Here is a 23,479-nt window from a genome sequence, read left to right on the forward strand (position 1 = left end):
GGGTTTCTTGTTTCGACCCGGTGCCATGACAGGAAGGTTTTCAGCAGGCTCCACGCAGCGATACAATCACCGGGGTTCCCCAGGAAGACGGCATGAAGTTTCTCATCAGCAACGACGACGGTTACTTTGCCCCCGGCATCGCCACCTTGGCCGAAGCCCTCTCGCGGCATGGCGAGGTGGTGGTCGTGGCCCCCGAGCGCGACCGCAGCGGCTCGAGCAACTCCCTCACCCTTGATCGCCCGCTGAGCGTACGCAAGGCCGCCAACGGCTTCTTCTACGTCAACGGCACCCCGACCGACTGCGTACACGTCGCCGTGACGGGGCTGTTGGATTTTCGTCCCGACATGGTGTTTTCCGGCATCAACCACGGCCCCAACATGGGCGACGACACCATCTACTCCGGTACGGTCGCAGCCGCGACGGAGGGCTTTTTGCTCGGCATTCCCTCGGTGGCGGTATCGCTGGCCGGCAAGAGCGGGGCGCACTTCGCCACCGCCGCCGCGGTGGTCGATCAACTGATGCAACGCCTCCAGGCGTCGCCGTTTCAGGCCCCGGTACTACTCAATGTCAACGTCCCCGACATTCCGCTTGACCGGCTTGCGGGCATGACAGTCACCCGCCTGGGACGACGCCACTATGCCGAACCGGTTATTAAGGCGAAAAATCCGCGCGGCGATACCGTATACTGGGTCGGCCCGGTCGGTCCGGCGCAGGACGCGGGGGAAGGTACCGACTTCTGGGCACTTGCCAACAACCAAGCCTCGGTCACACCGCTGATGCTCGATCTGACCGCCTACGGCCAACTGGACGGAATCAAGACATGGCTTCACAGCTGACACCGACGCGCCAGAATTACGGCATGCTGTCCGACCGGACCCGCATGCGCATGGTCGACCGGCTACGCCAGGCCGGGATTCGCGATGAACGGGTGCTGGCAGCGATGTACGAGGTCCCGCGCCACCTGTTTGTCGACCAGGCCCTGGCAACCCGCGCCTATGACGACGTGTCGCTGCCAATAGGTCATGCCCAGACCATCTCGCAGCCGCTGACGGTGGCACGAATGACCGAACTGCTGATCGTGGGCCGCACTCCCGGCAAAATTCTCGAAATTGGCACCGGCTGCGGTTATCAGACTGCCGTGCTACTGAAAACCGGCGCACAGGTCTTCTCGATGGAACGCTTGGCGCCGCTATTGGACAAAGCTAGACAACATCTGCGAAACGCACGCCTGGTGCACGCACGTCTGGTACATGGCGACGGCCATCTTGGCCTGCCAGAGGCGGCGCCCTTTGACGGCATCATCATGACCGCCGCAGCGAAGAGCATCCCGGATGCCCTCGTCAGCCAGTTGGCCGAGGGCGGCAAGCTGGTGATGCCGATGGGGGACGGCGAACAATTCCTCTGGCTGATCGAGAAAACCGCCCAGGGCCTGCAGAAAACCAAGCTCGACCCGGTAAAATTCGTTCCTCTTCTACCCGGTCGTGGCTGACCGGGTGAAAACGCCACAGGGCTGCCGGTCGGCGATTTACAAACTTTAACTTATTGACATATAACATCACCAGCATGCGAATCCAGCTTGACCGAAAAGTTCCGACCCTGATCACCTTGCTGACGGCCGCGCTGCTCACCGGTTGCAGTACTCTGGTCCAGGAGGCGGCCCCGGTGGAAAGCGGGGTGACGAGAACACCGGCCGGCGCGACAAGTGCGCCGCTTCCTGCGGTCTCCACCCCTGCTCCAAGCGGTAATGGCGCCGTTACCACGCCGTATCGGCAGGGTGGCAGCATTAAACCCGTGCAAACCGGGACGGAAGCGGCCAAGACGCATATCGTACAACCCGGCGAGAACCTGTTTCGTATCTCGCTGAATAACGGGCTCAAGTATCAGGACGTCGCAGCCTGGAACAACCTGCCTGACAATCAGATCAAGGTAGGCCAGGTGCTGCGGCTGACGCCGCCGGATAGCGAGCCGGCGACAAAAACCAACACTGCCCCAGCCAAACAGCCTGCAAGGGCGGCTGGCGCAGGCCCGGTAACGCCGGCTACACCGGCAGCGGCGCCGAACGGGCAAACAACGCTCAAGGCCTACCCCAAGGCGCTGAAGTTGCCCTATTCGGAGGCAGCAGCCAAGTCTCTGGTGACACAAAGCGAGGGTAGCAGCGCCCCGGCAGCGGCCAAGCCGGCAGCGCCCGCCATCGTGCCGGCGACGCCGAAGGCCGAGCCCCAAGGAACGGCCAAGCCCGAAAACGGGGCCAAGGCAGAGCCGCAGGACAAAGGCGGCGATGGCGATATCGCCTGGGCCTGGCCGGTGAAAGGGAAGGTGTTGCACGGCTACTCGGACACCAACAAGGGAGTGGATATCTCGGGGCGGATGGGCCAGCCTGTTCTCGCCGCCTCGGATGGCAGGGTGGTATATAGTGGTAATGGCCTGAGGGGCTATGGCAAGCTGATCATCATCAAACACAATAAGACGTTCCTCTCAGCGTACGCACACAACAGCCAGCTACTGGTCAAGGAAGGACAGGCAGTAAAGAAAGGTCAGCCCATTGCCGAAATGGGAAATACGGATGCGGACCAAGTGAAACTGCACTTTGAAATCCGCCGCTTCGGCAAACCGGTCGACCCGTTGCAATATCTTGACAGCACATCCTGACAGGGACGCGTCCCCGTCGGATCACAGCGAAGGGGGTAGAAATGAGCAACGACCTGGACATTCTCGACGACGACGACATTGCCGCGGATGAAGAGGCTAGCGACGACACTGTCGCGGAAACCGACAGTGAAGAAGTGCAGGAAGCCGCATCCGCCTATGACGACATTGCCGACGTCACCCAGATCTACCTGAACGATATCGGCAACAATGCCCTGCTCAGCCCTCAGGAGGAGCAGTCCTTGGCGCGACTGGTGGTGCAAGGCGACTTCGAAGCGCGCCAGAAAATGATCGAGCACAATCTGCGCTTGGTCGTGAACATTGCCAAACGCTATATCAACCGCGGCCTAGCCCTGCTCGACCTGATCGAGGAGGGCAATATCGGGCTGATGCATGCGCTGGAAAAATTCGACCCCGAGCGCGGCTTCCGTTTTTCCACCTACGCTACGTGGTGGATACGCCAGAGCATCGAACGCGCCATCATGAACCAGTCGCGCACCATCCGGCTGCCGGTGCACGTCATCAAGGAACTCAACGTTTACCTGCGCGCCTCGCGCCACCTGGAAAGCCAGATAGGGCGCGAGCCCAGCGTCGAGGAAATCGCACAACTGGTCGACAAGCCGGTGGAAGACGTGCGCCGGGTAATGAACCTCAACGAGCGCATGGCCTCGCTGGATGCGCCACTGGACATCGACCCCATGCTGTCGATCGGGGAGTCAATTCCGGACGACCAGCACGACGAGCCGGAAATCCAGTTGCACAATACCCAGCTGGAAAACTTCGTCCACGAGTGGATGGCCCAGCTCAACGACAAGCAGCGCATGGTGATCGAGCGTCGCTACGGCCTGAACGGCCATGAAATCTGCACGCTGGAGGAACTGGCCAGCACCCTCAGCCTGACGCGCGAGCGGGTGCGCCAGATCCAGATCGAAGGACTCGAGCAACTGCGCCGCATCCTGCGTCGCAAGGGCATTGGCAAAGACCTGCTGCTGTAATCAGGTTCCCCAGCAGCAGCAACAGATAAAAACCCCGGGGCGCCGGGGTTTTGCCATTCAGCGCCTCGCCGACGGGCGAAAACGCCTCACCCCTCTGAGCCAGCGCCGTGCAGCCAGCGGTGCAGCCTCTTCCCGGGTACGGTAGCGCAAGCCGACGTAGGCATCCAGCAGGGCCGCCAATTGCTCGCGATCGGCCTCGCCCAGCGACGTCCCGCGCTGCAGCAGCTCGGCCGGCGTATCTGCCGACGTCACCGCCACCCCTGCCCGCCGCAGGCGCTGCGCCAGCAGCAGCCACCCCACCAGCAAGGGCTCGCGTGGCGGCAGGCTACGCCACCACCACCAGAGCGGCAGCAACGCCAGCACGGCGCCGAGCAACAACCCCTTGAGTACGGCAGCAGTGTCGACCTCGGGCCCCAAGCCCAACGAGCGGAACAGTGAGCGTTGCCGGCCGGCATCATAGCCGACCACCCATTGCTGCCACACAAAGTTGGCAGCCAGCCAGTGCTGACGCAGGGCCATGATCCAGGCGGGAGGCCGCCCACCCAGTATCGGTACTGCGGCGCGCACCGCCGGTACCGCCTGTTCTACGCCTTGCTCGATGCGGTCCGGCGATACCGCTGCGGTTGGATCGACACGCCACCAGCTCTGGCGCGAGGCCAGCCAGACCTCGACCCAGGCATGGGCATCGGAAGAACGAATCTGCCAGTAGCCCCCCGCAGGATTGTATTCTCCTCCTTGGTACCCCACCACCACGCGGCTGGGAATGCCTGCCGCACGAGCCAGGAATGCGAACGCCGAGGCGTAATGCTCGCAAAACCCCTGCCGCGTCTGGAACAGGAACTGGTCGACGATGTCCCCCCCCTCCAGCAGAGGCGGGGACAGGGTATAGCGGAAGTTCTCCAGGCGGAAATGCTCCAGTAGGCTCCGGATATAGCCCTCATCGCCCTGACTGCGCGCCCGTATCGACGCCGCCAGGGCACGCGTGCGTTCATTGCCTGCCGGCAGATGGCGGTAGTAGGCGAGATGGCTGGCATCCAGGGGTTCTGCCAACAGGGCACCGGTGTGGCTGCCCGCCCGGTAGCGAATGCGGGTGTCGCTGGGACGCGGCTGCCGCCAGACCATGCCGGCACGCTCGCGCAGCCCTTCCGCCACCTCACCCGGCAGGTCGAGTACCGGCACCCGCCCTTTGTCCGGCACCACCGTCAGGGTGTAACTGACAGAATTTCCCCCCAGCACCTGGCCGCCAGGTTCGTCTACCACCCCGGCATTGAACCAGCGGCGGCCATCGAACTGGTCGAACAGCATCACCCGCCAGTAGAAATCGCGCCTCGGCGGCGCCGCCCCGGCAAAGACGGCAGTAAAAACCGGTTCATTGCTGGGGATCAGCTGGCTGAGGCTGCCCGGAGCCATGTCTTCGGCCAACCCGCTGCTGGCCGTAGCGCTCGCAGCCGGAATGCTCCACAACGGCCCAGGCAGACGTGGCATCACCACGAACAGCACCAGCATCAGGGGCAGAGAAAGCAGCAAGGCCTGCAACGTGGCCCGCAAACTGGCGAGTATCGGCTGCTTGCCGTGCAGCGCCGCCATTGCCCAGGTCAGGCTGAACAGACTCAGCACCAGCCAGCCGGCCGCCAAGGGCGACTGGTCGAACAGCAAGGGCGTCGCTGCCAGGAAAAAACCCAACGCCAGCAACACCCTCCAGTCGCGCAGGCTGAAGGTCTCGAAGGCCTTGAAGCCAACCAGCAACAACAGCAGAGCGCTGCCGCCTTCACGCCCGATCAGGGTGCGCAGGGTCAGCCACAGCAGTACCAGCGGCACCGCCACGGCCAGTGCCACCAGCCAGCGCGGCGGCAACTGGCGTTGCTGCCACAGCAGTATGCCCCGTGCCAGCAGCATTGCCGCCGACAAGCCCACCACCCAGCCCGGCAGGTAGCGCGCCAGGGGTGCGGCGGTGACCGCCAGAGCGAGCAACACCGGCAACACCCGGCGCAGCGCATCGCTCCCGGTCATGGCGTCTCTCCATAGCGAGCCAACAACGCCAAGGCCTGTTCCCGTTGATGGGGCTGGGGACCAACCTCCGCGCCCGGCACACGCAGCCGGTAGCAGTGCTGTTCACGCTCGCACTCCAACACACGCCAGGCCAGCCGCGACAGCCGCGACTCGGCATCGTCCCCTGGCGGATAGTCGTGCCAATCCAGCACGCGACAGCCACCCGCCACCGCGCCGGCAAAGCGCTTGCTCGTCAAGACATCGCGTCGGGCGAGGACTTTCCAGGCGATCTGGCGCGGCGTATCGCCGTCACGATAGGCGGCCAGATGGGAAAACTCGTCGTCTCCCGCCGTCGATAGCGCCTCGCCCTCCCCGCTCACACCCTGCCGGTGGCCGGACACATCAGCCTGTGGCACCGGATAAACCAGAGCCTGCTGCCGCAAACGGACATAAGCAAACGCCCGAATCAGACCGAACGGGACGTCGCAGCTAAGAGCCAGCGCCGGCATCGCGAGCAGGCCACGTTGCGTGGTCGCCAGTGGCAACGACAGCCAAACACTGGAGTGAGGGGACAACTGGCAAGCCGAGGTGCGCCCGGTACTTCCGGCCAGGTGGCCCTGCAAGGTACGCGACCAGCCCGAGGGATTATCGAGCCGTATCGAAAAGTGCGTCACCTCCCCGGCAAACACCGGGTCGGCCGTCCCGGCCTGTAGCGTCAGCCCCGCCAGCTGCCGATACGCCATCAGTACCGACACCAACAACAGGCCGATGATCCAGAATGACAAGGCATAGGCCAGACTGACCGCGTAATTGAGCGCGCCGACCCAGATTGCCAATGCCACCCCCAGCAGCATCCAGCCGAATGAGGTCGGCAGCAGGTAGATGCGCTGATGGCGCAGCGTCCACTGCGCGGAAGGCGGCAGGCGGCGTACCAGCCAGGCCTGCAGGTGGCTACGGAATCGCAACGCCCGCCACCAACGCGGCCAGCTCATCGTCCGACACCGGCCCTCCCCCCGGCGGCGCGGTCGTCAGGCGATGGCCGGCGACGGCCGGAAACACTGCCTTGACGTCATCCGGCAATACGTAATCGCGCCCCTCCAGCAAAGCCCAGGCCCGCGCGGCAGCCACCAAGGCCAGCCCGGCGCGCGGGCTCAGCCCCTGGGCGAAACGGCGCCCCTGCCGGGTGGCCTGGAGCAGCGCCAGGACATAATCGGCCAGTGCCGGACTCACGGTCAGCCGGCTGGCCTGCGCCTGCAATTGCAGCAACGGCAGCGGCTCCAGGGCCGGAACCAGTTCCTCCATTACCCGGCGCCGCTCCTCACCGAGTAGCAAGGCCCGCTCCGCCTGTGGGGGCGGGTAACCCAATCCGATACGCATCAGGAAGCGGTCCATTTGCGACTCGGGCAAGGGGAACGTGCCAACCTGCTCGAGCGGGTTCTGGGTAGCGATGACGAAAAACGGCTGCGGTAAAGGATGTGTCTCGCCGTCCACCGATACCTGACGCTCCTCCATCGCCTCCAGCAAGGCCGACTGCACCTTGGGCGAGGCCCGGTTGATTTCGTCGGCGAGCAGCACCTGGGCGAAGACCGGGCCGCGGTGAAAGCGGAAGGTGCCGGTTTCGCGCTCGAAGATGTTGACGCCGACGATATCGGCCGGCAACAGGTCGCTGGTGAATTGGACGCGCCGGTAGTCTAGCCCGAGCACATGCGCCAGCCCCTGCGCCAGCGTGGTCTTGCCAACCCCCGGCACATCCTCGATCAGCAGGTGGCCGCGGGCGACCAGGCAGGCCAGCGCCAGCTTGATGGCATCGCTCTTGCCGAGCAACAACGCATTTAGTTGACGATAAGCAAAGGCGAGAGATTGCATTTCCGGGAGGTTCCGAGCACTATTTATCAAAAAGTCATAGATTGCGTCCCATTCTACGCAACAAGGAAACGCTCGTGTTCAACTGGCTGAAAAACCGCCTGCCGCACAACGGACTGACCGCCTACATCACCCATTCCGACTGCCTGCTGCACAATATGGGGGTCGGCCATCCGGAATGTCCGGAGAGGCTTACCGCCATTCGCGACCAACTGATGGCGTCGCAGCTATTCGATTTCCTGCAGGAGGTGGAGGCGCCGCTGGTCACCGACCAGCAGCTGGCGCGCATCCATCCGCCCCGCTACGTCGAATACATCGAATCCTGCGCGCCCGCGGTCGGCACTTTCCGTATCGACCCCGACACCGCGATGTCGGCGGGCACGCTGCCGGCTGCGCTCCGTGCTGCCGGCGCCGTGGTCAAGGCGGTGGACCTGCTGTGCGAGGGCAAGGCGCCCAACGCCTTCTGCGCCGTGCGCCCGCCCGGCCACCATGCCGAGAGCGACCGCTCCATGGGCTTCTGCTTCTTCAACAACCTGGCCGTCGGCGTGGCCCATGCTTTGTCTTACTACAAGCTGGAGCGGGTCGCCATCATCGACTTCGACGTGCACCATGGCAACGGCACCGAGCAGATCTTCCGTGACGATCCACGGGTGATGATGGTGTCGACGTTCCAGCATCCGTTCTACCCCTACTGCGGCGACCAGCCGCTCGGCCCCAACATGCACAACGTGCCGCTCAAGGCCGGGAGCGGCGGGCGCGAATTCCGCGAGGCGGTGGAAAACGTCTGGCTGCCGGCACTGCACCAGTTCCAGCCGCAGATGCTGTTCATCTCGGCCGGCTTCGACGCGCACCGCGAGGACGACATGGGATCGCTGGGACTGGTGGAGGCGGATTACGAGTGGGTGACGCGGCAGTTGATGGCGGTGGCCGCACAACACGCCGAGGGCCGCATCGTCTCGGTGCTGGAAGGCGGCTACGACCTGTCGGCACTGGCGCGCAGCGTGGTGGCGCACCTGCGGGTGCTGTCGGAGGGATAGGCGCCGGACCGGACCCTCTACGCGTTGCAGACATGAAAAAGCCGACATTACGTCGGCTTTTTTCATCCTGACAGTTACTGTCCGCCGAATCCGTTGCCGGCTGAGCCGTCGGCCTTCTCGCCGATCTTGCCCTCCTGCCCGGTCAGCAGCTTGATCAGGTTGGACTTGTGACGATGCACCACCAGAATGGCGATGATGATGGAACTGCCGAAGTAGACGCTGTGCGGCCCGACGATGAAGAAAGCGTAGACCGGGGCCAATACCGCTGCAGTCAGCGCCGACAGCGAGGAAATCTTCACTACGACGGCCATGAACAGCCAGGTGGCCACGGCGGCCAGCGCCAGCCACAGGTTGAAACCAAACAGCACGCCCACGGCGGTGGCAACCCCCTTGCCGCCTTTGAAGCCGAAGAATACCGGCCACATGTGACCAACCAGTACCGCGATGGCGGCCATGCCCACCGCCTGCTCGCCCAGGCCATAACGCGGGCCGAGCCACTGCGTCAGCGCCACCGCCACCCAGCCCTTGATGCCGTCGCCCAGCAGGGTCAGCACGGCGGCCAGCTTCTTGCCGCTGCGCAACACGTTGGTGGCCCCCGGGTTGCCGGAGCCGTAGGAGCGCGGGTCGGCCATGCCCATCAGGCGGCTGACGATCACGGCGAAAGACAGCGAACCGATAAGGTAGGCCGCCACGAGAAAAGCAAAAGCTGTCGTGGTCATCGTATATCCACTAAAATGCAAGACTTCGAATTTTACGGTATCAGGCGGCAATCCCCAACTGCCGCGCTCCAATGGACATCATCTTCTTGCGCGAGGTGCGCGCCGACACCGTCATCGGCGTCTACGAATGGGAGCGGCAAGCCCCGCAAGTCATCGAAATCGATCTGGAAATCGGCATCCCGAGCGAAGTGCCGTGCCATAGCGACGATATCGGCGATACCATTCATTACGGCGTGGTGGTCGAACGCCTGCGCAAGGCGCTAGCCGAGCAGCATTTCCTGCTGATCGAGGCGCTGGCGGAATACATCGCCAAGGTCATCCGCGAGGATTTCGGCGCGCCATGGGTCAAGGTTTCGGTAACCAAGCTCGGCATTTTGCCGGGAGTAAAACAGGTCGGGGTCATGATAGAGCGCGGCCACCGGCCGCACTGATCCCGGCAAAGGCAACGGCCCGCATGCGGGCCGTTTTTTGTTGGCACAAGGTGTTGTGCTGATCATTCGTTACCACTGCCACTTCAAGCGCAACTCTGTCTGGTGCTTGGTGACCTTGAGCGACAGGCGGGTATCCTCGTCGAGACGCCAGCTAGGCCGCAGATCGAGACTTTGCCCGCCAGGCGAATCGATCCGCTCCAGGGCAAACGCGCCCGAGCGCAGCACCACCGTCTCGGTGGCGGCAACCCGGCTTTCGCTCTTGCCGGCATAGGCCGCTCCCGGCGTTGCGCACATCCACGCGCCCTCGGGACATTTCGCCAGTGCCGGCATGGCAAAACAGCCGCACAGCACAGAGATCCAGCACAACGAGTATTTCATGGCGATCGTCCTGCAAGGTCGACGGAAAGCCGCTACTCATATCAGCATGGATCATCCCTAAATTCATTCAAGAAGTTATTTCATCTTCAATTATTCGTTTATTCTTGCTGATTGCGCATGAAGTCGGCGGTATTGAAAAAGGCCTCCAGCAGCTTCTCTTTCAGCGCTTCCTCCACCACCAGGTCGGCAATGGCACGACTCATGCAGGACATCCACTGATCACGAGCGACGCTGTCGACCGGAAATGGCATGTGCCGGGCACGCAGACGCGGATGGCCATACTTTTCGATGTACAACGAGGGGCCGCCGAGCCAGCCCGACAGAAACATGTAGAGTTTGTCGCGCGACTCGGTCAGGTCGGCCGGATGCATGTCGCGCAGCGCTTTCACGGAGGGGTCGCTGTCCATGATGTCGTAGAAGCGGTCGGTCAGCCAGCGCACCACGCCGGCTCCGCCCAACAGTTGAAAGGGGGTCATGTCCTGCATCGTTCTATCCTGCCAAGTTGCGCTGCCATGGCAATCGACCTCGCCTGTGCGTCACAAGCCAGGCCAGTGCCTCATCAGCAGCCGGTAAAAGGAAAATCCAGTGGCGGGCGGCGCCCACCGATGATGTCGGCCAGCGCCCGCCCCGAGCCCGGACCTTCAGTCCAGCCCAGCGTGCCATGGCCGGTGTTCAGATAAAGACTGGGGTAGCGGGTACGCCCGATCAGCGGCACATTGCCCGGCGAGGCGGGCCGCAGACCGGTCCAGTACTGAACCTCCCCTTCCCAGTCGCACGCATCAGGAAACAACGCCCGCGCGCGTTGCACCAGTAGGCCGCAGCGTACCGGGTTGAGTGTTGAGGAGTAACCGGCGAGTTCGGCGGTGCCGGCCACGCGCAAGCGGTCTCCCAGCCGTGACATGAAGACCTTGTAGCTTTCCTCTGTGAGCGCCACCGTGGGCGCCGCCGCGGGCTCGCGGATGGGCAGTGTGACCGAATAGCCCTTGGCGGGATACACCGGCAGCGCGAGACCGACGCTGCGCGCAATCGGTGTGCTGTAACTGCCCAGCGCTAGCACGTAGGCATCGGCGCGCACCGTCTCGAAGTAGCCATCCGGGCGAGTCACCGACACCCCGGCGACGTCGCCGCCTTCGGCCAACAAGGCGTTGATGCGGGTGGAAAAGCGAAACTCCACGCCCAAGGCCGCTGCGGCCGCAGCCAGCCCCGACGTGAATTTGTGGATATCGCCGGACTGATCGCTGTCGCAGTAGCAGGCCGCCGCAATGCGGTCGGCACTGGCGGCCAGGGCAGGCTCGATCCGCAGCAGCTCGGTGCGCGAAATCTCCCGTTTGTCGACGCCGAACTCGCGCATGGTTTCGGCCGCGCGCAAGGCTTGTTCCAGATCCCGGCGGGACTCGAACAGCGTCACGATACCGCGCGCCAGGTGATCGAAGGCGATGCCGGTTTCCTCGCGGATCAGCGCGAAGGTGTCGCGGCTGAAGCGCCCCAGCGCCAGCATGCACAGCATGTTGCGATGCGCGCGTTGCGGCAGGCATTCGCGCAGAAAGCGTAGCGCAAAGGCCCACTGGGCGCTGTCGAAGCGCGGCCGGTACAGCAGCGGAGCATCTTCCCGCAGCAACCACTTGAACACTTTCCATGGGGTGGACGGCTGCGCCCACGGCTCGGAGTGGCTTACCGAGATCTGTCCGCCATTGGCGAAACTGGTCTCGCGCGCCGGACCGGTCGCCCGCTCCAGCACCACCACCTCGTGCCCGTCACGCGCCAGGAACCAGGCCGTCGAGACGCCGATGATGCCCGCCCCCAACACCACCACCTTCATCGTAGAACCCCGTTCACGATAGCAAAGAGGGTGGCATGTCCGCCGGGTACGGCCCGGGCCCTAGGGCGGCGCGGGCACATGTTCAAGCCGAACGGCCGGCGCCATTGGCGGCCAGCTCGTACACGGTCTTGCCGCGCAACTTGAACAGGTCGGCGGCAAAATAGAAGTTTTCGGAATGACCGACGAACAGCAGGCCATCCGGCTTCAGCAACGGCGCGAACTTTTTCAGTACGGCGAGCTGGGTATCGCGATCGAAATAGATCATCACGTTGCGGCAGAAGATGGCATCGTACTGCTTGCGCAGGGGCCAGGTGCTGTCGATCAGGTTGAGGCGCGAGAAGCTGATCATGCTGCGCAAGGCGGCCTTGGCCTGGTAGCTGCCGTCGCCCTGCTTGTCAAAAAAACGCGTGGCATGCCCAGCCGGCAGACGTGCAATTTTGTCAGCGGGGTAAATGCCCTTGCGGCCGGTTTCCAGCACCGTGGTATCGAGATCGGTGGCGGTGATCGACACGCGCGCGCCCGGCACGCTCTCCAGCGCCGTCATCGCGATCGAGTACGGCTCCTCGCCGGTCGAGGCCGCGGCGCACCAGATGGCGAGTTCCCCCCCCTGCTGTGCCTTCTTTTTCAGGTGCTCGGAGAGAATGGGAAAATGGTGTTCTTCACGAAAGAAGAACGTCAGGTTGGTCGTCAGCGCATTGACGAACTGCTCGAACTCCCGGCGTCCGGAGGCGGACTCGAGTTGGTCGAGGTAAGCGGCAAAGCTGGAGAGCTTCAGTTCACGGATGCGCCGCACCAGGCGACCGTACACCATGTCCTTCTTGGAAGGATTCAGGGCAATGCCGGCTTCGCGGTAGATCAGCTTGCGGATGCGTTCGAAATCGGCATCATTGAAGGCGAATTCACGCGTGTACTCGACCTTGGGCAGGGCAATCGATGGCAGCTTGATCATGAAATCCACATAAAAAAACCCGGGCGGAAGCCCGGGTCTTATCTTAGCGTGGATTGCTTATACCGAGAAGGACGAGCCACAGCCGCAGGTGGTCTCGGCGTTCGGATTGCGAATCACGAACTGCGAGCCTTCCAGGCTTTCCTGGTAGTCGATCTCGGCGCCGACCAGATACTGGTAGCTCATCGGGTCGACCAGAAAGGTGACGCCTTCGCGCTCGATGGCGGTATCGTCTTCGTTGACGATTTCATCGAAGGTGAAGCCGTACTGGAAACCGGAACAGCCACCGCCGGTCACGAAGACGCGCAGTTTCAGGTCCGGATTGCCTTCTTCCGCCACCAGGTCGCGCACCTTGGAGCAGGCGCTGTCGGTGAACGCGATCGGGCTCGGCATTTCGGTCGTAGCAGTCATTTTTTACCTCACAAAACAAACAAATGCCGTCAGCACGGCTTTCATCCTACTATTTTAGTCGGATATTAGGCCGGCTGGCCAGTTTTCAATACGGCAGGTGGGTGCAAAAGCCGCACCCCATATCCACGGCGGCGAAAAAGCCTCCGACTGCTGACGTGTCCCTGCCCTGTCAGCCGTACTTACGGCAACAAGGGGACGATATCGAGACCGGCGTTTTCCGGCTGGCCAAACATCAGGTTCATCACCTGCACCGCCTGGCCGGAAGCCCCCTTGACCAGGTTGTCCTCGACCACCAACACGATCAGCAGGTCGCCGTTACCCGGGCGATGCAGCGCGATGCGTGCGGTGTTGGAGCCGCGTACCGAGCGCGTCTCGGGATGGCTGCCGGCCGGCAGCACGTCGACGAACGGTTCAGCGGCGAAACGCTGCTCGAACAAGGCCTGGAAGTCGGTAGCGCTGGCTTCGGGGCGGATGCGCGCGTAGATCGTGGAATGGATGCCGCGGATCATCGGGGTCAGATGCGGCACGAAGGTCAGCTTGACCGGTGCGCCGTGGATCGCCGACAGACCCTGCATGATCTCAGGCGAGTGGCGGTGCCCCTTGACGGCGTAGGCCTTGAAGTTGTCGCCGGCCTCGGCCAGCAGCGTGCCGACCTCGGCCTTGCGGCCGGCCCCAGACACGCCGGACTTGCAGTCGGCGATGAGGGTCTCGACGTCGATCAGTTGCTTGCCGCCTTCCAGGAGCGGCAGCAGGCCGAGCTGTACCGAGGTCGGGTAGCAGCCGGCCATGCCGACCAGGCGCGCGGCCTTGATCGCCTCGCGGTTGACTTCCGGCAGCCCGTACACGGCTTCGGCCAACAGGTCGGTACAGCTGTGCTCCATGGCGTACCACTGCTGGAACACGGCAGGATCCTTCAGACGGAAGTCGGCGGCCAGGTCGATCACCTTGACGCCCGCCTCCAGCAGCTCGCGCGCCTGCGCCATGGCAACACCGTGCGGGGTGGCGAAAAACACCACGTCGCACTCGGTCAGCTTGGCCTCCTCGGGAGTGGAGAAGGCAACATCGACACGACCGCGCAGGCTCGGGAACATCTCGGCCACCGGCATGCCGGCTTCCTTGCGCGAGGTTACCGCGGTGACGTGTGCCGCCGGATGCCCGGCCAGCAGACGCAGCAGTTCCACCCCGGTGTACCCAGTGCCACCGACAATACCCACCTTGATCATGCCCAACTCCTCGTAGCTGTAAAACAATGTCGCAAAGACGACAGTCTAAGTAGAGTAACCAGCCAACGCAACAAAACAAAAAAGCCACCTCGCGGTGGCTTTTTCGATCCAGTCCAGCAGCGGATTAACGCTTGGAGAACTGCTTGGCGCGGCGTGCTTTACGCAGACCGACTTTCTTACGCTCGACTTCACGGGCATCGCGGGTAACGAAGCCTGCGTGGGACAGAGCGGGCTTCAGCTCGGCGCTGAAGTCGATCAGGGCACGGGTGATGCCGTGACGGATGGCGCCGGCCTGGCCGGTTTCGCCGCCACCAAGCACGTTCACCTTGATGTCGAACGACTCGAGGTGCTCGGTCAGAGCCAGCGGCTGGCGGATCACCATGCGGCCGGTTTCACGGGCGAAGTACTCGTCAACCGGCTTGCCGTTGACGATGATCTGGCCGGAACCCTTTTGCATGAATACACGCGCTACCGAGCTCTTGCGACGGCCGGTACCGTAATAATATTTACCGTTCATCTTTTGCCTCTAAATCAGAATTCCAGCACTTTCGGCTGCTGAGCAGTGTGCGGATGTTCGCTACCGGCGTATACCTTGAGCTTCTTGATCATGGCGTAACCCAGCGGACCCTTCGGCAGCATACCCTTGACGGCTTTTTCCAGAACACGTTCCGGGAACTGGTTTTGCAGTTCGGTGAAGGAACGCTCTTTGATACCGCCCGGATAGCCGGTGTGACGGTAGTATTTCTTGTCGAGTGCCTTGGCACCGGTAACACGCAGCTTGTCGACGTTAACGACTACGATGTAGTCGCCGGTATCAACGTGCGGGGTGAATTCCGGCTTGTGCTTGCCACGCAGACGGCGGGCAACTTCGGCCGCGAGGCGACCCAGCACCTTGTCCGAGGCATCGACCACGTACCACTCGCGCTTTACTTCATGCGGCTTGGCAGAAAAGGTCTTCATGGAGCTCTTCCATCGTAAATTCTTGAAAGTTCCGGATTCTATTACAGTGCCCGGGCACTGTCAAACCCTTGTGCGGCAACAGAAAAGGCGAGGTGAGGCGAGCTCGGAAAAGTGTTGTAACGGGTGTCTCAAAGCACCAGAAATGCCACCTGGGGCTTGTGCAAAAGGCAAAAAAAAAAAGCGCAACCGTTAGATTGCGCCAAGTTCCACCTAAGAAGGAGGATGGAGGAGACAACACCAAAACGCACACGTTGCATGTAACGTCCTGATGCAGTACCGATTATCGGCACATGTGATCGATTACGCAAGTATTTTTTGTGCAGTGCAGTATAAATTTGCAACTGACGTCTGAATCACACTCGCCTCGCCTCAAGAATTCCTTGCAAATCAAGCACATGAGACAGGACACGGTTGATGTCGTTGACCTGCCGCACCTCGACAGTGAAACGCATCCGCGCCTTGAGATCCTTGGAGAGCGTGTTCACGGCAATGACATTGAGCTTTTCCCGCGATAAGACGTCGGAAATATCGCGCAACAGGCCGTTGCGATCGTGCGCGATCACTTCTATGTCGATCGGGAACACGCTGGTCTTCTGCTCGCCCCAGTCGGCGGCGATCAGGCGCTCGGGGGCGTCCGCCGACAGCCGCTTGAGCGTGAGGCAATTGGCGCGATGGATGGAGATGCCGCGCCCCTTGGTGACGAAGCCGACCACGGCGTCGGGCGGCGCCGGCTTGCAGCAGCGCGCCAGTTGCGTCATCAGGTTGTCGATGCCTTCGATCAGGATGCCGCCGGCGTTGTGCCCGCCCTTGCTGCGCTTGACCAGGTCTTCCGGGGCGATGTCCGGCGGTGGCGGCGGGGCGAAGCTCTCGATCGCCTGGGCGACCGAGCGGATCGACAGCTCGCCGTGGCCGAGCGCGCCGTAGAGCTCGTCCATGCGCGCAAAACCGAGTTTTTCGGCGAGCGCGGCCAGGTTGGGTTGCAGGTTGGGGTGGCGCGCCAGCTCTTTCTCGAACAGCTGTCGCCCGCTCTCGCGCACCGCGTCGGCGTTCTGCAACCGGATGTGCTGGCGGATCTTGGCGATGGCGCGATGGCTCTTGACCCAGCCTTCGTGCAGCCAGTTGACGCTGGGGCCGCCTTCCTTGGCCGCCAGGATCTCGACGCGCTGGCCGTTCTGCAGCGGCGTGGACAGCGGCACGATCTGCCCTTCCACCTTGGCGCCGCGGCAGCGATGGCCGAGGTCGGTATGGATGGCGTAGGCGAAGTCGATCGCGGTGGCACCGCTGGGCAGCGCCAGCACCCGTCCGTTGGGAGTCAGCACGTAGATGGTGTCGGAGAACAGCTCGGTCTTGAAGGCGTCGGTCAGGCCGGAGCGGTCGGAAACCTCCTCGCGCCAGTCGAGCAGTTGCCGCAGCCAGGAGATTTTTTCCTCGTAGGCGGCATCGCCCTTGCCTCCCTCCTTGTAGCGCCAGTGCGCCGCCACGCCGAATTCGGCGTGTTCGTGCATGTCGAAAGTGCGGATCTGCACTTCGATGACGCGGTCTTCCGGGCCGATGACGGCGGTGTGCAGGCTGCGGTAGTCGTTGGCCTTGGGGTGCGAGATGTAGTCGTCGAACTCGCCCGGCACCGGTTGCCACATGCTGTGGATCAGGCCCAGCACGGTGTAGCAGTCCTTGACCGATTCGACCAGCACGCGCACGGCGCGGATGTCGTACAGCTCGGAGAAGTCGAGGTTTTTCTTGCGCATCTTTTTCCAGATGGAATAGATGTGCTTGGGCCGGCCGGCCACCTCGCCGTTGACGCCGGCAGCGCGCAGTTCACCACGCAGGGTGTCGAGCACGCGCGCGATGTAGTCGATGCGGCCGAGGCGGCGCTCATCGAGCAGTTTGGCGATTTTCTTGTAATTTTCCGGCTCGATATGGCGGAATGCCAGATCTTCCAGTTCCCACTTGATCTGCCACACGCCGAGACGGTTGGCCAGCGGGGCGAACACGTCCATGGTTTCCTGGGCGATGGCGCGGCGCACCGGTTCGGGGCACTCGGTCAGGTAGTGCATGGTCTGAGTGCGCCAGGCCAGCTTGATCAGCACCACGCGGATATCGGCCACCATGGCGAGCAGCATCTTGCGCATGGTCTCGGCCTGGCGCGCGCGCTCCTCCGGGGTGTCGAGCTTGTCGATGCGGGCGATCTCGGTGAGCCTGCGCACGCGGTTGACGCCATCCACCAGCACCACAACGGTGGGGTTGAACTCGTTCGTCATCCATTCGTGCCAGTCTTCGCGGAAATCCGGCACGGCGAACAGCAGCGTGGCGACCACGGCGTCGGTCAGCAGGTCGAGATCGGCGACGATGGCAGCGGCCGATACGGCGTGACTGAACACGTCCTCGCCGGTCTGGGTCAGGCGCTTGCCGGCGTACAGCTCGCGCGCGCAGTTGAAGGCGCGGGCCAGCGCACTGCGGTCGGCCTCGTTTTGCGAGGCGGAAAGGTGCTCGAGCCAGCGCTGCGGATCGGCGGCACCAGCCAGGGTATCGGCTACGGAACGGACTACGGAAACCATGATTCTCTATTCTCGTGACGGCCGCTTGGCCGTCCTCTTCGTCAACATCGCACGCTGAAGGTTCAGCGCTCTTCGGCCAACCTGTGCAGCAGCCGGCGCACCGGGGCCGGCACCCCGGCATCGGGAGCCTCGTCCAGCGCCAGCCAGCTGCCGTTTTCTTCCTTCGCCACGCGTCCGTCCAGAGCCTCCAGCCGCAACGGCTGCGGGGTGATGATCAGCCGGAAATGCGAAAATACGTGTTCCAACTCGGGCCAGGCCGGCAACAGGTCGCCCGGGCCGCGCTCGCGCCGCCATGCCTCGACGGCCTCGGAAGTCTCGAACTCCGGCAGCGACAGCAAGCCGCCCCAGATGCCGCTGGGCGGACGCCGCTCCAGCCAGACGCGGTTCTGGTGCACGGCCAGCAGCATCACGGTACGCCGCGTCGGCACCACTTTCTTCGGCCGGCGCGCCGGCAGCTCGGCGCAGCGCCCGTCGCGCGCGGCGACGCAGCGATCGACCATCGGACAGACGGTACAGGCCGGCTTGCTGCGGGTACAGACGGTAGCGCCCAGATCCATCATGCCTTGGGTATAGGCGGTCATGCCTTGATTTGGCAGCAGCGATTCGGCCAGGACCCACAACTGCTGTTCGACCTTCTTCTCTCCGGGAAAGCCCTCGACGCCAAAGCAGCGCGTCAGTACGCGCTTGACGTTGCCGTCGAGGATGGCCTCGCGCTGGCCGAAAGCGAAGGCGGCGACCGCCGCCGCGGTGGAGCGGCCGATACCGGGCAGACGCTCGATCTGGTTGCGCTCCTGCGGGAATTGCCCGCCGAACTCGCTCATCACCATGCCCGCGGCCTTATGCAGATTCCGTGCCCGGGTGTAGTAGCCGAGGCCGCTCCACAGGGTCAGCACGTCGTCGAGCGGCGCAACAGCCAAACTGGCGACGTCGGGAAAACGCGCGAGAAAACGTGCGTAATACCCCAGCACCGTGCTCACCTGGGTCTGCTGCAGCATGATTTCCGACAGCCATACCCGGTAGGGATCGCTCACCTGCCACGGCAGTCCGTGCCGTCCGTGAGTTTGCTGCCAGGCGATCAGGCGCTCGGCGAAGGCGCTTTCCATGCTGCTTTTCCTGCTGAGAAACGAACCGGACATGGTACTGCAAAGCCCTGACGCGACCAAGACGCCGCGCGGCATTGGGCATGGGAATTCCAAGCGCCGCCGGGCGATCTGGCTTAAAATAGGGGATTGATTTTCACGAGATGTTCCATGTCCAGCTTCCGCTCCCGCCAACGCGCCAACGTACGCCGCGACCAGACCCACCGCGACCGCCAGGCTCAAGCCGCTCCCACGACCGGCAATGACGCCCCGGCCGGCAAGCCGCCGCGCCAGGAAGAGCGCCGGCATTTCGACCGGAAGCCGGACAGCCGGCCGCATGGCCAGGGCAAGCCGCCGCGTCGCGAAGGCGAAGGCTTCGGTCAGCAGGAGCGCCGCCAGTTCGGCGACAAGCCGCGCTTCGGCCAACCGCGTCAACAGGGCGAGGGGCAGGAACGTCGTCCGGGGCCGCGCCGCGAGGGCGAAGGCTTCGGCCAGCAGGAGCGCCGCCAGTTCGGCGACAAGCCGCGCTTCGGCCAACCGCGTCAGCAAGGCGAGGGGCAGGAACGTCGTCCGGGACCGCGCCGCGAAGGCGAAGGCTTCGGCCAGCAGGAGCGCCGCCAGTTCGGCGACAAGCCGCGCTTCGGCCAAGCGCGCCAGCAGGGCGAGGGGCAGGAACGCCGTCCGGGACCGCGCCGTGAGGGCGAAGGCTTCGGTCAGCAGGAGCGCCGCCCGATCGGCGACAAGCCGCGCTTCGGCCAAGCGCGCCAGCAGGGCGAGGGGCAGGAACGCCGTCCGGGACCGCGCCGTGAGGGCGAAGGCTTCGGTCAGCAGGAGCGCCGCCCGATCGGCGACAAGCCGCGCTTCGGCCAACCGCGCCAGCAGGGCGAGGGGCAGGAACAGGGCTTCGACCGCAACAAGCGCCATTACGGCCAGTCGCGCAAGGACAGCGCCGCGTTCGGCAAGAACGAACCGCGCGATACCGCCGAACAGCCGCGTTCCGGCCCATCCCGCGCCCAAGGGGAATGGCAGGAGCGTCGCCCCGCGCCGCGCCGTGAAGATGAAAGCTTTGCCAAGCACGGCAAACGCCAAGGCGACGAGCCGCCGCGTTTCGGTCGCGACCGCTCCGATCAGCCACGCCGCCACGAAGCGGACAGCCGCCAGGAAGACGAGGCGCTGCCGTTCACGCCGAGCCCGACCGGAGCCAGAAAGCCGACCTTCATCAGCCGGCCGAAGGAGCAGGACGATCAGACCGCCAGCCCGGCCCCGCACCGCGAAGATGATCGGCCGGCGCCGCCGGCGCGCCACGAGTCGCGCCCCCGTTACGATGCCGGTCGCCGCGAAACCGAAGCCAGTGACGACACCCCGCTGTTCACCCCGAGCCCGACCGGCGCCAAAAAGCCCAGCTTCATCAAGCGCGCCGGCGACGCCGAAGCGCGCCCGGCGGCACGCGAAAGCCGCGCGACGCCGTTTGCCGGCGGAGTGCGCCCGGAAGGCCCGCGCCAGCCGGCTCCCAGCGCCCCGCTGACGGTCGGCCGCAAGGTCCAGCTGTCGCTGTTCGCCCCCTGCCCGCGCGGCCTCGAAGAGGTGCTCGCTGGCGAACTGACGGCTCTGGGAGCGCAGCATATCCAGCCGACCGATGGTGGGGTCGGCTTCAGCGGCGACGCCAGCATGATGATGCGCGCCAACCTGCACAGCCGCACCGCCAGCCGTGTGCTGATGCTGGTGGCCGAAGGCAGCTACGCCTCCGAGCACGACGTCAACCAGCTGGCGATGCAGGTGGACTGGCCGCGCTTCTTCGACGTCAGCCGCACCATCAAGCTCAAGACCGACGGCGTCGGCTCGCAGGTGCGTAGCCTCGATTTCGTCTCGCTGACGGTGAAGGACGCCATCTGCGACCGCTTCCGCCAGTCCGGCCTCGGCCGCCCCTCGGTCGACACCCGCACCCCCGACGTGCGCGTGCAGGTGTTCCTGACCCCGGACACCGCCAAGATCTACCTCGACACCAGCGGCGAGCCGCTGTTCAAGCGCGGCTGGCGCGAGGAGACCGGCGAGGCGCCGCTGCGCGAGAACCTCGCCGCCGGCATCCTGTTACTGGCCGGCTACGACGGCAGCCAGCCCCTCATCGACCCGATGTGCGGCAGCGGCACCTTCCTCGTGGAAGCCGCCGACATCGCGCTCCAGCGCGCGCCGGGCCGCAACCGCCGCTTCGCCTTCCAGCGTCTGCGCGACTTCGATTCGGTCGCGTGGGAAGCACTGCAGCTCGACGCCAGGTTGGCCGAACAACCGCTCGCCCCACTTGCAATCCACGGCTCCGACCGCGACGCCGCGATGACCGCGATTGCCCGTCACAACCTGCAGGCCGCCGGCCTGGCGGAGGCCGTCACGCTCAAGACCAGCGACGTGCTCGACATCCGCCCGGAAGGCGAGAACGGTCTGATCGTCAGCAACCCGCCCTACGGCGTACGCCTCGACGAGCAGGACGCGCTGGCCGCGCTCTACCCGCAGCTGGGCGACTGGCTCAAGCAGCACTTCGCCGGCTGGACCGCGTACTTCTTCACCGGCGACCTGCGCCTGGCCAAGCTGATCCGCCTCGAGGTGAAACGCCGCGTGCCGCTCTATAACGGTGCCCTGGAATGCCGCCTGTTCGCCATCCCGCTGGTGGCCGGCAGCGCGCGCCGCGACAAGGGCGACGAACACGCCGGCTGAGCCAGCCCCGCCCGCCCTCGCAACCGCCATCGTCGTGCCGACATGGCGGTTTTGTTTTGGGCGGCACCCGCGCGTTGCCGGCGGCGGCGGGATGGTCTTTACTTCTAGCAGGGTGCCTCTCGTCCCGGCCGCACCGTGCTTTCACGCCAGTACCTCCCTGCCGGCGTTTCGTTCACGCCGGATGACGCACGGCAACGTATCGATGCCGATTGGGAATGGCAGCCATTCTGTTTCGTTAGGGATTTCGCCAATTAGCCGACGCTAATGTGCCTGCTACGATCGTCGTATGGTCGTGCCACACCTCACCGAGCCCCGGCCACGACCTTCACATACGATATCGTTGATTGCGACAGGGAATGACATGAAGAAACCGTTCTACACCCGTCTGTACTTCCAAGTGCTGCTGGCGATTGCCATCGGCGTCACGCTGGGTGCCGTGGCACCGGATTTCGCCGCCAAGATGAAGCCGCTGGGCGACGCCTTCGTCAAGCTGATCAAGATGATGATCGCCCCGATCATCTTCACCACCGTGGTGGTCGGCATCGCCAAGATGGGCGACATGAAGGAAGTCGGCCGCGTCGGCGGCAAGGCCTTGCTGTACTTCGAAGTGGTGACCACGCTGGCGCTGGTGATCGGCCTGGTGGTGGTCAACGTGCTCAAGCCGGGTGCCGGTCTCAACATCGACCCGTCCACGCTGGACTCGGCCGCCGTGGCCAAGTACGCCGCCGGCGCCAAGTCGATGAACACCATCGACTTCTTCATGAACATCATCCCGCATAGCGTGGTATCGGCCTTTGCCGAAGGCGATATCCTGCAGGTGCTGCTGTTCTCGGTGCTGATGGGCGCCGCGCTGTCGGCCATGGGTGAAAAGGGCAAACCGCTGGTGAGCATTCTCGATGAATTCTCCCACTCCATGTTCCACATCATCGGCATGATCATGAAGCTGGCCCCGATCGGAGCCTTCGGCGCCATGGCGTTCACCATCGGCAAGTACGGCGTGGGTTCGCTCAAGCAGCTGAGCTACCTGATGCTGTGCGTGTACCTGACCTGCGCCGCCTTCGTCTTCATCGTGCTGGGCACCATCGCCAAGCTGACCGGCTTCAGCCTGTGGAAATTCCTCGCCTACATCAAGGAAGAGCTGATCCTGGTGCTGGGCACCTCGTCGTCCGAATCGGCGCTGCCGCGCATGATGACCAAGATGGAAAACCTCGGCTGCGCCAAGCCGGTGGTGGGTATGGTGATCCCGACCGGTTACTCGTTCAACCTGGACGGCACCTCGATCTACCTGACCATGGCGGCCATCTTCATCGCCCAGGCGGTGAACGTGGACCTGACGCTGGGCGAGGAGCTGGGCCTGCTGGGCGTGCTGCTGCTGACCTCCAAGGGGGCCGCGGCCGTGACCGGCGGCGGCTTCATCACGCTGGCCGCGACCCTGGCCACCCTGCACGGCAAGCTGCCGGTGGAAGGCCTGGCGCTGCTCCTGGGGGTAGACCGCTTCATGTCCGAAGCCCGCGCCATCACCAACCTGATCGGTAACGGCGTGGCCACCGTGGTGGTCGCCAAGTGGGAAAACGCGCTCGACGTGGAACGCATGAACCGCGTGCTGAACGGCGAGACCGTGGAAGAAGCCGACGAGCCGGAAGCCGTTGCGGAGCAAGGGCTGGACACCGTGGTACTGACCACCAAGCCGGGCGTCAACGCCTGAAGCAGATTCCTTGTCCG

General features: G+C 64.1%; 23 protein-coding genes. 9 read left to right on the forward strand and 14 right to left on the reverse strand.

Annotated elements, in window-relative coordinates; genetic code table 11:
* Positions 1-92: 92 nt before the first annotated feature.
* The 4 genes from surE (at position 93) to rpoS (ending at position 3,641) form a co-directional block, all read left to right on the forward strand.
* Positions 93-836 (forward strand): 5'/3'-nucleotidase SurE, encoded by a 744-nt coding sequence (gene surE, locus FURADRAFT_RS06830; RefSeq protein WP_008953402.1) that lies wholly within the window; start codon positions 93-95, stop codon positions 834-836.
* The gene (locus FURADRAFT_RS06835; protein WP_008953403.1) at positions 821-1,489 is read left to right on the forward strand and encodes a protein-L-isoaspartate(D-aspartate) O-methyltransferase; all 669 of its coding nucleotides are present in this window, start codon (positions 821-823) and stop codon (positions 1,487-1,489) included. The genes surE and FURADRAFT_RS06835 overlap by 16 nt, the downstream gene beginning before the upstream one ends.
* Before the next feature lie 74 nt (positions 1,490-1,563).
* The gene (locus tag FURADRAFT_RS06840) at positions 1,564-2,649 is read left to right on the forward strand and encodes a peptidoglycan DD-metalloendopeptidase family protein (protein WP_008953404.1); all 1,086 of its coding nucleotides are present in this window, start codon (positions 1,564-1,566) and stop codon (positions 2,647-2,649) included.
* A 41-nt stretch (positions 2,650-2,690) separates the two neighbouring features.
* Positions 2,691-3,641 (forward strand): RNA polymerase sigma factor RpoS, encoded by a 951-nt coding sequence (rpoS, locus tag FURADRAFT_RS06845; RefSeq protein ID WP_008953405.1) that lies wholly within the window; start codon positions 2,691-2,693, stop codon positions 3,639-3,641.
* A 57-nt stretch (positions 3,642-3,698) separates the two neighbouring features.
* Here the strand turns inward: rpoS and FURADRAFT_RS06850 are convergent, their stop codons facing one another.
* From FURADRAFT_RS06850 to FURADRAFT_RS06860, 3 genes are read right to left on the reverse strand one after another with little or no spacing between them, the layout of a single operon-like run.
* A complete protein-coding gene (locus tag FURADRAFT_RS06850; RefSeq protein ID WP_008953406.1) occupies positions 3,699-5,651 on the reverse strand; it encodes a transglutaminase TgpA family protein in 1,953 nt (650 codons plus the stop codon).
* A complete protein-coding gene (locus FURADRAFT_RS06855) occupies positions 5,648-6,595 on the reverse strand; it encodes a DUF58 domain-containing protein (RefSeq protein WP_150105025.1) in 948 nt (315 codons plus the stop codon). Before FURADRAFT_RS06855 ends, FURADRAFT_RS06850 begins: the two co-directional genes overlap by 4 nt.
* The gene (locus FURADRAFT_RS06860) at positions 6,582-7,496 is read right to left on the reverse strand and encodes an AAA family ATPase (RefSeq protein WP_008953408.1); all 915 of its coding nucleotides are present in this window, start codon (positions 7,494-7,496) and stop codon (positions 6,582-6,584) included. The genes FURADRAFT_RS06855 and FURADRAFT_RS06860 overlap by 14 nt, the downstream gene beginning before the upstream one ends.
* 74 nt (positions 7,497-7,570) lie before the next feature.
* Here FURADRAFT_RS06860 and FURADRAFT_RS06865 point away from each other — a divergent pair, with 74 nt between their 5' ends.
* Positions 7,571-8,530 carry a histone deacetylase family protein gene (locus FURADRAFT_RS06865; protein WP_008953409.1) on the forward strand — a complete coding sequence of 320 codons (960 nt, stop codon included), beginning with the start codon at positions 7,571-7,573 and terminating at the stop codon, positions 8,528-8,530.
* A 74-nt stretch (positions 8,531-8,604) separates the two neighbouring features.
* On the opposite strand, the gene plsY is transcribed toward FURADRAFT_RS06865, so the two are convergent.
* Positions 8,605-9,249: a glycerol-3-phosphate 1-O-acyltransferase PlsY gene (gene plsY / locus FURADRAFT_RS06870; RefSeq protein ID WP_008953410.1), complete on the reverse strand. Its 645-nt coding sequence runs from the start codon at positions 9,247-9,249 to the stop codon at positions 8,605-8,607.
* Between the two features lie 71 nt (positions 9,250-9,320).
* On the opposite strand from plsY, the gene folB reads away from it, so the two are divergent.
* Positions 9,321-9,680: a dihydroneopterin aldolase gene (gene folB / locus FURADRAFT_RS06875; protein WP_008953411.1), complete on the forward strand. Its 360-nt coding sequence runs from the start codon at positions 9,321-9,323 to the stop codon at positions 9,678-9,680.
* Positions 9,681-9,749: 69 nt separating this feature from the next.
* Here folB and FURADRAFT_RS06880 read toward each other — a convergent pair whose 3' ends face one another.
* The 10 genes from FURADRAFT_RS06880 to mutY all read right to left on the reverse strand — a co-directional run bounded on the left by FURADRAFT_RS06880 (position 9,750) and on the right by mutY (position 19,075).
* Entirely contained in the window at positions 9,750-10,058 is a 309-nt protein-coding gene (locus FURADRAFT_RS06880) for a hypothetical protein (protein ID WP_008953412.1), read from the reverse strand.
* A gap of 98 nt (positions 10,059-10,156) precedes the next feature.
* Positions 10,157-10,543 carry a group II truncated hemoglobin gene (locus FURADRAFT_RS06885; RefSeq protein WP_008953413.1) on the reverse strand — a complete coding sequence of 129 codons (387 nt, stop codon included), beginning with the start codon at positions 10,541-10,543 and terminating at the stop codon, positions 10,157-10,159.
* 74 nt (positions 10,544-10,617) lie between these two features.
* Positions 10,618-11,877 carry a D-amino acid dehydrogenase gene (locus FURADRAFT_RS06890; protein WP_008953414.1) on the reverse strand — a complete coding sequence of 420 codons (1,260 nt, stop codon included), beginning with the start codon at positions 11,875-11,877 and terminating at the stop codon, positions 10,618-10,620.
* Between the two features lie 82 nt (positions 11,878-11,959).
* A complete protein-coding gene (locus tag FURADRAFT_RS06895; RefSeq protein ID WP_008953415.1) occupies positions 11,960-12,826 on the reverse strand; it encodes a CheR family methyltransferase in 867 nt (288 codons plus the stop codon).
* Positions 12,827-12,883: 57 nt separating this feature from the next.
* Entirely contained in the window at positions 12,884-13,234 is a 351-nt protein-coding gene (gene erpA / locus FURADRAFT_RS06900) for an iron-sulfur cluster insertion protein ErpA (RefSeq protein ID WP_008953416.1), read from the reverse strand.
* 179 nt (positions 13,235-13,413) lie between these two features.
* The gene (gene argC / locus FURADRAFT_RS06905; RefSeq protein ID WP_008953417.1) at positions 13,414-14,457 is read right to left on the reverse strand and encodes an N-acetyl-gamma-glutamyl-phosphate reductase; all 1,044 of its coding nucleotides are present in this window, start codon (positions 14,455-14,457) and stop codon (positions 13,414-13,416) included.
* A 124-nt stretch (positions 14,458-14,581) separates the two neighbouring features.
* Positions 14,582-14,974: a 30S ribosomal protein S9 gene (gene rpsI / locus FURADRAFT_RS06910; RefSeq protein WP_008953418.1), complete on the reverse strand. Its 393-nt coding sequence runs from the start codon at positions 14,972-14,974 to the stop codon at positions 14,582-14,584.
* Between the two features lie 14 nt (positions 14,975-14,988).
* Positions 14,989-15,417, reverse strand: a complete 429-nt coding sequence (gene rplM, locus FURADRAFT_RS06915; RefSeq protein ID WP_008953419.1) for a 50S ribosomal protein L13 — start codon at positions 15,415-15,417, stop codon at positions 14,989-14,991.
* 353 nt (positions 15,418-15,770) lie between these two features.
* A complete protein-coding gene (locus FURADRAFT_RS06920) occupies positions 15,771-17,972 on the reverse strand; it encodes a RelA/SpoT family protein (RefSeq protein WP_008953420.1) in 2,202 nt (733 codons plus the stop codon).
* Positions 17,973-18,034: 62 nt separating this feature from the next.
* Positions 18,035-19,075, reverse strand: coding sequence for an A/G-specific adenine glycosylase (gene mutY / locus FURADRAFT_RS06925; protein ID WP_008953421.1), 1,041 nt, complete (start codon positions 19,073-19,075; stop codon positions 18,035-18,037).
* Between mutY and FURADRAFT_RS21230 the strand changes: the two genes are divergently transcribed.
* The 3 genes from FURADRAFT_RS21230 to FURADRAFT_RS06935 all read left to right on the forward strand — a co-directional run bounded on the left by FURADRAFT_RS21230 (position 19,074) and on the right by FURADRAFT_RS06935 (position 23,462).
* The gene (locus FURADRAFT_RS21230) at positions 19,074-19,205 is read left to right on the forward strand and encodes a hypothetical protein (protein ID WP_268869728.1); all 132 of its coding nucleotides are present in this window, start codon (positions 19,074-19,076) and stop codon (positions 19,203-19,205) included. The two genes, mutY and FURADRAFT_RS21230, sit on opposite strands and share 2 nt — an antisense overlap.
* Positions 19,206-19,222: 17 nt before the next feature.
* Entirely contained in the window at positions 19,223-21,757 is a 2,535-nt protein-coding gene (locus FURADRAFT_RS21295) for a THUMP domain-containing protein (protein WP_008953422.1), read from the forward strand.
* A 361-nt stretch (positions 21,758-22,118) separates the two neighbouring features.
* On the forward strand, positions 22,119-23,462 hold the full coding sequence (locus tag FURADRAFT_RS06935; RefSeq protein WP_008953423.1) for a dicarboxylate/amino acid:cation symporter: 1,344 nt from the start codon (positions 22,119-22,121) through the stop codon (positions 23,460-23,462).
* Positions 23,463-23,479: the final 17 nt, after the last annotated feature.

It is taken from the genome of Pseudogulbenkiania ferrooxidans 2002 (assembly GCF_000174355.1).
Classification (GTDB): domain Bacteria; phylum Pseudomonadota; class Gammaproteobacteria; order Burkholderiales; family Chromobacteriaceae; genus Pseudogulbenkiania; species Pseudogulbenkiania ferrooxidans.

Bases quoted from the DNA above. Each gene is read 5' to 3' on its own strand.
- surE (WP_008953402.1), top strand. From the start codon at position 93: ATGAAGTTTCTCATCAGCAACGACGACGGTTACTTTGCCCCCGGCATC.
- FURADRAFT_RS06835 (WP_008953403.1), top strand. From the start codon at position 821: ATGGCTTCACAGCTGACACCGACGCGCCAGAATTACGGCATGCTGTCC.
- FURADRAFT_RS06840 (WP_008953404.1), top strand. From the start codon at position 1,564: ATGCGAATCCAGCTTGACCGAAAAGTTCCGACCCTGATCACCTTGCTG.
- rpoS (WP_008953405.1), top strand. From the start codon at position 2,691: ATGAGCAACGACCTGGACATTCTCGACGACGACGACATTGCCGCGGAT.
- FURADRAFT_RS06850 (WP_008953406.1), bottom strand. From the start codon at position 5,651: ATGACCGGGAGCGATGCGCTGCGCCGGGTGTTGCCGGTGTTGCTCGCT.
- FURADRAFT_RS06860 (WP_008953408.1), bottom strand. From the start codon at position 7,496: ATGCAATCTCTCGCCTTTGCTTATCGTCAACTAAATGCGTTGTTGCTC.
- plsY (WP_008953410.1), bottom strand. From the start codon at position 9,249: ATGACCACGACAGCTTTTGCTTTTCTCGTGGCGGCCTACCTTATCGGT.
- folB (WP_008953411.1), top strand. From the start codon at position 9,321: ATGGACATCATCTTCTTGCGCGAGGTGCGCGCCGACACCGTCATCGGC.
- FURADRAFT_RS06880 (WP_008953412.1), bottom strand. From the start codon at position 10,058: ATGAAATACTCGTTGTGCTGGATCTCTGTGCTGTGCGGCTGTTTTGCC.
- FURADRAFT_RS06885 (WP_008953413.1), bottom strand. From the start codon at position 10,543: ATGCAGGACATGACCCCCTTTCAACTGTTGGGCGGAGCCGGCGTGGTG.
- FURADRAFT_RS06890 (WP_008953414.1), bottom strand. From the start codon at position 11,877: ATGAAGGTGGTGGTGTTGGGGGCGGGCATCATCGGCGTCTCGACGGCC.
- FURADRAFT_RS06895 (WP_008953415.1), bottom strand. From the start codon at position 12,826: ATGATCAAGCTGCCATCGATTGCCCTGCCCAAGGTCGAGTACACGCGT.
- erpA (WP_008953416.1), bottom strand. From the start codon at position 13,234: ATGACTGCTACGACCGAAATGCCGAGCCCGATCGCGTTCACCGACAGC.
- argC (WP_008953417.1), bottom strand. From the start codon at position 14,457: ATGATCAAGGTGGGTATTGTCGGTGGCACTGGGTACACCGGGGTGGAA.
- rpsI (WP_008953418.1), bottom strand. From the start codon at position 14,974: ATGAACGGTAAATATTATTACGGTACCGGCCGTCGCAAGAGCTCGGTA.
- rplM (WP_008953419.1), bottom strand. From the start codon at position 15,417: ATGAAGACCTTTTCTGCCAAGCCGCATGAAGTAAAGCGCGAGTGGTAC.
- FURADRAFT_RS06920 (WP_008953420.1), bottom strand. From the start codon at position 17,972: ATGGTTTCCGTAGTCCGTTCCGTAGCCGATACCCTGGCTGGTGCCGCC.
- FURADRAFT_RS21230 (WP_268869728.1), top strand. From the start codon at position 19,074: ATGCTGCTTTTCCTGCTGAGAAACGAACCGGACATGGTACTGCAAAGC.
- mutY (WP_008953421.1), bottom strand. From the start codon at position 19,075: ATGGAAAGCGCCTTCGCCGAGCGCCTGATCGCCTGGCAGCAAACTCAC.
- FURADRAFT_RS21295 (WP_008953422.1), top strand. From the start codon at position 19,223: ATGTCCAGCTTCCGCTCCCGCCAACGCGCCAACGTACGCCGCGACCAG.
- FURADRAFT_RS06935 (WP_008953423.1), top strand. From the start codon at position 22,119: ATGAAGAAACCGTTCTACACCCGTCTGTACTTCCAAGTGCTGCTGGCG.